The following is a 6,583-nucleotide window of genomic DNA, read 5'->3' as shown; positions in this document are numbered from 1 at the left end:
CCGCAGCTTCGTCGAGTACGGGCGGGCCGCCGCCACCGCCGCGCTCGCCGACGCCGGGCTGGAGTGGACCGACGTGGAGGCGGTGGTCGGCGCCGACACCGTGCGCGGCGGGTACCCGGGCTATGTCGCCGGAGCCACCTTCGCGCGGGCGCTCGGCTGGCAGGGCGCCCGGGTGACCAGCGTCTACGCGGCCTGCGCCTCCGGGGCCCAGGCCATCGGGGCGGCCCGGGCGCAGATCCTGGCCGGGCTGGCGGACGTGGTGCTGGTGGTGGGCGCGGACGCCGCGCCGAAGGGGTTCTTCGCCCCGGCCGGAGGCGACCGGCCGGACGATCCGGACTGGCTGCGGTTCCGGGTGCTGGGGGCGACGAACCCGGCGTACTTCGCGCTGTACGCGCGGCGCCGGATGGCGCTGTACGGGGACACCGGGGAGGACTTCGCGCAGGTCAAGGTGAAGAACTCGGCGGCCGGGGCGCTCAATCCGAACGCCCGCTACCGCAAGGCGGTGACGGCCGGGGAGGTGGCGGCCTCCGCGGTGGTCGCGGATCCGCTGCGGCTGCTGGACATCTGCGCGACCTCCGACGGGGGCGCGGCCCTGGTGCTGTGCAGCATGGAGTTCGCGCGGGCGCGCGGGGTGGCGGATCCGGTGCGGATCCGGGCGGTGTCGACGGTGACGCCCACGTATCCGCGTACCGTGCTGGACCTGCCGGACATCGCGACCGATTCGGTGGTGGCGGTGCGGCCGGCGGAGGGATCGTTCCGGGCTTCGATCGCCCGGGCGGCGTACGAGGAGGCGGGGCTGGGGCCGGAGGACCTGTCGCTGGCCGAGGTGTACGACCTGTCGACGGCGCTGGAGCTGGAGTGGTACGAGGACATCGGCCTGTGCGGCGAGGGCGAGGGGGCCAAGCTCCTGCGGGAGGGGGCGACCTCGCTCGGCGGGCGGGTGCCCGTCAACGTGAGCGGTGGGCTGGCCTCCTTCGGGGAGGCGGTGCCGGCGCAGGCCATCGCCCAGGTGTGCGAGCTGACCTGGCAGTTGCGGGGGACGGCCGGGGCGCGGCAGGTGCCGGGGGCGCGGGTCGGGATCACCGCGAACCAGGGGCTGTTCGGGCACGGGTCGGCCGTCGTGGCGGTGCGCTGAGAGGGGCCGGCTCGCGCCCCGCCCTCCGGCCGGGGCGGGCGCCGGCGGGAGGGCGCGGCGGGCCGGGCGCAAGTGCTGCCGCCGGGGTCCTTGACGCTCCCGGGCGGCGGGTTCACACTCTCCCCACGGTCCCGCGCCGCGACCCCCGGGACTTCCGCAGCCCCCCATGAGAGCCGCGGTCCGTACCCCAGTCGGCGGGGGTACGGGCCGCCTCCACGCGTGCCGTCCGGTCAGGCTCCGGCCGTCAGGCCGGCCCTTCGGGCCCGGGCCAGCGACATGGCGTGTTCCACGACTCCGACCAGCACGTCCTTGACCGATTCGCGGTCGCGGGCGTCGCAGAGCAGCACCGGCACCTCGGGGTCGAGGTCGAGTGCCTCGCGGATGGTCACCACGGGGTGGCGTTCGGCCCCGTCGAAGCAGTTGACCGCGACGAGGAAGGGCAGGCCGCGCCGCTCGAAGTAGTCGACGGCGGCGAAGCAGTCGGCGAGCCGGCGGGTGTCGGCGAGCACGACGGCGCCGAGCGAGCCCTGCGAGAGCTCGTCCCACAGGAACCAGAAGCGGTCCTGTCCGGGGGTGCCGAAGAGGTAGAGCACGAGGTCCTCGCGGAGGGTGATGCGGCCGAAGTCCATGGCCACGGTCGTGGTGCTCTTCCCCTCCACTCCCCCGGTGTCGTCGACGCCGGCGCCCGGTTCGGAGAGCGTCTCCTCCGTGCGCAGCGGACGGATCTCGCTCACCGCGCTGACCAGGGTGGTCTTGCCGGCCCCGAAGCCTCCCGCGACCAGGATCTTCAGAGTCAGCGGTTCGACCGGTGAGACGGCGTGCATCGCACCGGTGCGGCTAGAGCGCCCGAAGGCCATCGATCACCTCACGCAGAATGGATTCGTCGGGCAGTTCGGCCGGCGGGACCGGCCGGTTCACGTGGACCAGGGCGTCGTCGACGAGGTCGCCGATGAGGACCCGGACCACACCGATGGCGAGGTCCAGTTCCGCGGCGAGCTCGGCGACCGACTGGGGGCGTTCCCGGCACAGCTCCAGGATGTGGGCGTGTTCCGGGGACAGGGTCAGGTCCCACACCGGATCGTCGGCCGCCGGTTCGGCGACGACCAGCGCGATCAGGTCGAGGCGGTGCTGGGCGGCATGGCGGGTCCGGCCGCGGGTCATGGCGTACGGGCGTACGACCGGCCCCGCTTCGTCGTCGAACCAGTGCGGGTGGCCGCCCGCGGGCTCCGCGCCGGTGGTCTCGGCGGGGGGCCCGGCGGGCGGCGGGGAGTCCGGGAGGTTTTCGTGGCCTGGATCGCTCATACGGTCCGACTCACCCTCCGGCTGGCAGCCCGGTGCGCGGGGCGGTCGCCAGGTGGTCGCCGACGCGCTTGACCATGAGGGTCATCTCGTACGCGACCTGGCCGACGTCGGAGTCGGCGTCGGAGAGCACGGCCAGGCAGCTGCCGTCTCCGGCGGCCATCACGAACAGGAAGGCCTCGTCCAGCTCGACGACGGTCTGGCGGACCCGGCCGGATTCGAAGTGCCGGCCGACGCCCTTGGCCAGGCTGTGGAAGCCGGAGGCCACGGCCGCCAGGTGTTCGCTGTCCTCGCGGGTCAGGTCCTTGGAGCTGCCCGTGGGCAGGCCGTCGCCGGAGAGGACCACCGCCTTGCGGATGCTGGCGACCTTGTCGACGAGTTCGTCCAGGAGCCAGTTGAGCGGACCGGGGCCGCGGCCCCTGCTGTCGTTTCCGTTCTGCGGTGCGGTCATCGACCGTCCCCTTCGTTCTCGTGCGCGGGATCGGTGGCGGCGGAGGTGCCGTCCCCGGTCTCGGACTGCTGTGGTGCCTGATGCTGGGACTGCTGTGCTGCGTGTTCCCTGCGCCCGGCCGTCCACCCGCGCTGGAGGGCGGACATGCGGGCGCGTACGTCCTCGGCTTCGCGGTCGTTCGGCGGCGCGGAGGCTTCGGGCTCGGCGGGGGCCGGGGCTTTCTTCAGCTGGGGTGCGAGGTTCGCCTGGCGGACCCGGCGGGGCAGGCCGCCCGGGCCGGGTGCCGTACGGGGCTCCTCGGGGCCGGTCCGCGGCCGGTCCGCGGGGGTCGCGGCCGGGCGGGGGTCGACACGGCGGCCGTGTTCGGCGACCAGGGTCGGGGTGGGGCGTCGGCGGGGCAGCGGGACGGCTCCGGAGCGGGGGCCGTCGGGGCGGACGGCGTCCAGGTGCGGGCGCTCGGCGCGGACCGGGCCCGTGGGGGCCTGGGGATCGCGGTCGGCGCCGCGGCCGCGGTCGGCGGCGCCCCGGGTGCGGGGTGCCCGTTCGGGTCCGGCGTCCTGGCCGGTGTCGCGGGGGCGGCCCCAGTCGCGGTGGCGCTCGGCGCTGCCGTCACCCGTGCGGTCGCCCTTCCAGGTGCCGCGCTCGGCGCCCCGCCGGTCGGCGTCGGGGCGGCCGGCCGAGCCCAGGCCCAGCAGGGCGCTGCGCGGGGTGCCGCCGGGCGGGGTCTCGTCGTCGAGGCTGGCCATGGGCGGGCGGCCGCCGACCCCGGCGATGCCGGTGATGGTGTCGTCCAGGTCGTCGATCCCGTCGAGGCCGTCCGGCCCCTCCAGGCCGAGGAGGCCGAGCGGGCCTTCGAGCTCGACCGGGCCGTTGAGCACTCCGGCGGGCAGCGGACGGGCCGACGTGGCGCGGTCGAGGGTGGAGGACGCCGACCGGCCGGAGCCCCTGGCGCCGGGGGCGGTCTTGACGCCCTTGACCGCCGCGGGGCCCTTGACCGCCGCGGGGCCCTTCGCGGCCCGTACGGCGTCGAGGCGGATGCCGGTGCCGTTGGTGTCGGGGGCGTCGGTGAGAAGCTCGGCCGGGAGGAAGACCACGGCGGTGGTGCCCCCGTACGGGCTGGGCTGGAGGGCCACCTTGATGCCGTGGCGGCGCGCGAGGCGGCTGACGACGAACAGGCCGAGGCGGTCGGTGTCGGAGAGCTCGAACTCGGGGGTCTCGGCGAGCCGGAGGTTGGCGTCGAGCAGGGCTTCGGGGTTCATGCCGAGGCCGCGGTCGTGGATCTCCAGGGTGAAGCCGTTGGCGACGCGTTCGCCGTGGACCTGGACGGCGGTGTGCGGGGGCGAGAACACCGTCGCGTTCTCCAGGAGTTCGGCGACGAGGTGGGTGACGTCGGCGACGGCCGGGCCCTCGATGCCGATGCGCGGCAGGCGGCGCACCTCGATGCGCTCGTAGTCCTCGACCTCGGCGACGGCGGCCCGTACGACGTCCATCAGCTGGACGGGCTTGCGCCACTGGCGGGAGGGGGCGGCGCCGGAGAGGATCACCAGGCCCTCGGCGTGGCGGCGCATGCGGGTGGTCATGTGGTCGAGGCGGAAGAGGTCGGCGAGTTCCTCGGCGTCCTCGGTGCGCCGTTCCATGGTGTCGAGGAGGGTCAGCTGACGGTGCAGCAGCACCTGGTTGCGGCGGGCCAGGTTGACGAACACCTCGGAGACGCCGCGACGGAGCTCCGCCTGCTTGACGGCGGCCTCCACGGCGGCGCGCTGGAGGCTGTTGAGGGCCAGGGCGACCTGGCCGACCTCGTCCTTCTCGAACTCCAGGCGGGGCGCCTCGGTCTCCACGTCCACGGTCTCGCCGGCGGCGAGGCGCCGCATCACGCTGGGCAGGCGGACGCCGGAGGCCTCGGTGGCGTCCTTGCGGAGCTGGGAGAGGTCGCGGATCAGGTCGCGGCCGATGCGGACGGACAGGAAGAGGGAGAAGGCGAGGGCGATGAAACCGAGGACGCCGGCGAGGGCGGCCTGGACGAGGACGCTCTTCGCGACGGGTTCGACGCGGTCCTGGTAGCGGTCGCCGGCGGCGGTGCCCATGGTGGCGAGGTCGTCGAGGACCTTGCGGGCGGCCTCGTCCCACTGGGCGGCGGTGACGGTGCGCGGGTTCTTGACGGCGCCCGCGGTGATGAACCGTTCCTCCGCGTCACGCAGGGCCTTGCTCTCGGGGCCGGTCCAGTACTGCTCGAAGAGCTTGCGGTCGTCGGCCGGGAGGATCGCGAGGTTGAAGTCGTAGAGCAGGCCGCGGTTGGCGACGAAGGCGGAGACGCGGCGGACGTCGCCGGTGGTGACGTTGCCCGCGGCGAGGGTGGAGGCGATGACCGCGTCCTCGCGCGAGAGGGTCTCGCGGGCGCGGGTGATGCCGACGAGGGCGCGGCCCTGCTTGTCCATCTCCACGTTCTCCAGGGCGTGGAGGTTCATGAGGAAGTCGTAGCAGGGGTCGACGAGCCGGCTGTAGAGGTCGAGGGCCTGGGCGGGGTCGAGGTCGCTGGCGTCCACGGAGCGGCGCAGGGCGGCGATGCCGTGGAAGGCGTCGAGGATCGAGCCCAGACGCTGCCGGGCGGAGGAGCTGAGCTCGTCGAGGACCTCGGTGTCGGTCGCGTTCGCGGTGATCTGGCGGACCATCTCGTCGGTGGCGGCGCGGCTCTTGGCGAGCTCGGCGGTGGCCGCGACGGCGCGGGGGTCGCCGAGGACGACGAGGGTCTGGCGGCGCTCCTTCTGGATGACGCGGACGACGTCCTCGATGGGGTAGCCGACCTTGCCGATGACGTAGGCGACGTCGAGCAACTGCACTGCCTCACGGCCGGTGATGGCCGTGGAGAAGCCCCAGAGCGCGGTCAGGGAGACGAGCGGCACCAGCAGCAACGCCACGATCTTCCGGCGGATCGACTTCCCGCGAAAGCGCATGGCCTCCCCAGCCCCCCCAGGTCAACCCCGTTGCGCGGGGTCGGTGTTCCGTGTTCCTTCGTCCAAACGGCGTGAGCCTACTACTGCCGCGCAGCGGCTTCGAAGGCGTGTCCGGACGTTTTCGGCCTGGCCCCTCGACGAAGATCACGAGTTGTCCGATACTTCCGGTCAAGTCAGGGCCGATTTGTGGCAGATGACACTTGGTGGGGTGTCAGTTCCCCTGCCGGGATGGATGGCTGGAACTCTTTGATCCGGAACCGGGTGGGGGCGGGGGTGCGTCCGGGATGCGGGAATCTCCGGGAACCTCGGTGCGTGGGGCGGTCGTTGTGCGGTGAGGGGGCGAGGGGCCAGTGGAGCGGAGCATGAGGGTTTACGAGGACGACGGCCGGCCCGGGGCGTTGACCCCCGGGCGGGGGCTGTGGGTGGAGGAGCCGGCCCGGCGGCGGCGCCTGCCGGATCCGTGCGGGCGTCGGCGGTGCGGGCGGTGCTGATCGTGGCGGTGACGCTGACGGAGGCGTCGGTGACGTTCTTCCTGGTGCTGACGGGGTCGTGGCTGGCGCTGCCGATGATTCTCGGGGGGATAGCGGGGACGGTGGTGGCCACGTGGGCCGTGCTGGATGTGTGGATCACGCGGCAGATGTGGAATCAGCGGTATGGGGTGGTTTCTGAGCCGAGTAGTGCCGCTTGGGGGGATTGAGGGGGCCTGGCGGGAGCGCGGTGCGGGTGCCGCTGCGCGGAGCCGTCTCC

Annotated in this window: 5 protein-coding genes and 1 pseudogene; 2 read left to right on the top strand and 4 right to left on the bottom strand. The window is 73.9% G+C overall.

All coding sequences use genetic code 11. The features are described from left to right. Positions 1–1,135, top strand: a 1,135-nt coding sequence (locus VR44_RS33150) for a lipid-transfer protein (protein WP_045951339.1), incomplete at its 5' end; no start/stop codon positions are given. Between the two features lie 230 nt (positions 1,136–1,365). On the opposite strand, the gene VR44_RS33145 is transcribed toward VR44_RS33150, so the two are convergent. The 4 genes from VR44_RS33145 to VR44_RS33130 are packed head-to-tail and all read right to left on the bottom strand — an operon-like array spanning position 1,366 to position 5,836. Then, positions 1,366–1,992 carry a GTP-binding protein gene (locus tag VR44_RS33145; protein ID WP_045951338.1) on the bottom strand — a complete coding sequence of 209 codons (627 nt, stop codon included), beginning with the start codon at positions 1,990–1,992 and terminating at the stop codon, positions 1,366–1,368. Beyond that, the gene (locus VR44_RS33140; protein WP_045951337.1) at positions 1,973–2,437 is read right to left on the bottom strand and encodes a DUF742 domain-containing protein; all 465 of its coding nucleotides are present in this window, start codon (positions 2,435–2,437) and stop codon (positions 1,973–1,975) included. The genes VR44_RS33145 and VR44_RS33140 overlap by 20 nt, the downstream gene beginning before the upstream one ends. 10 nt (positions 2,438–2,447) lie before the next feature. Next, complete coding sequence (locus tag VR44_RS33135; RefSeq protein WP_045951336.1) at positions 2,448–2,885, bottom strand: roadblock/LC7 domain-containing protein; 438 nt, start codon at positions 2,883–2,885, stop codon at positions 2,448–2,450. Beyond that, positions 2,882–5,836 carry a sensor histidine kinase gene (locus tag VR44_RS33130; RefSeq protein ID WP_045951335.1) on the bottom strand — a complete coding sequence of 985 codons (2,955 nt, stop codon included), beginning with the start codon at positions 5,834–5,836 and terminating at the stop codon, positions 2,882–2,884. The genes VR44_RS33135 and VR44_RS33130 overlap by 4 nt, the downstream gene beginning before the upstream one ends. Before the next feature lie 362 nt (positions 5,837–6,198). Here VR44_RS33130 and VR44_RS33125 point away from each other — a divergent pair. Further along, a pseudogene (locus tag VR44_RS33125) lies at positions 6,199–6,521 on the top strand (hypothetical protein); the annotation flags it as partial. Between the last annotated feature and the right edge of the window lie 62 nt (positions 6,522–6,583).

This window comes from Streptomyces katrae, assembly GCF_000966975.1.
In the GTDB taxonomy this organism is placed as follows: Bacteria; Actinomycetota; Actinomycetes; order Streptomycetales; family Streptomycetaceae; genus Streptomyces; species Streptomyces katrae.
The sequence above is the reverse complement of the archived record's forward strand: the minus strand, read 5'-3'. Positions and strand labels throughout refer to the sequence as shown.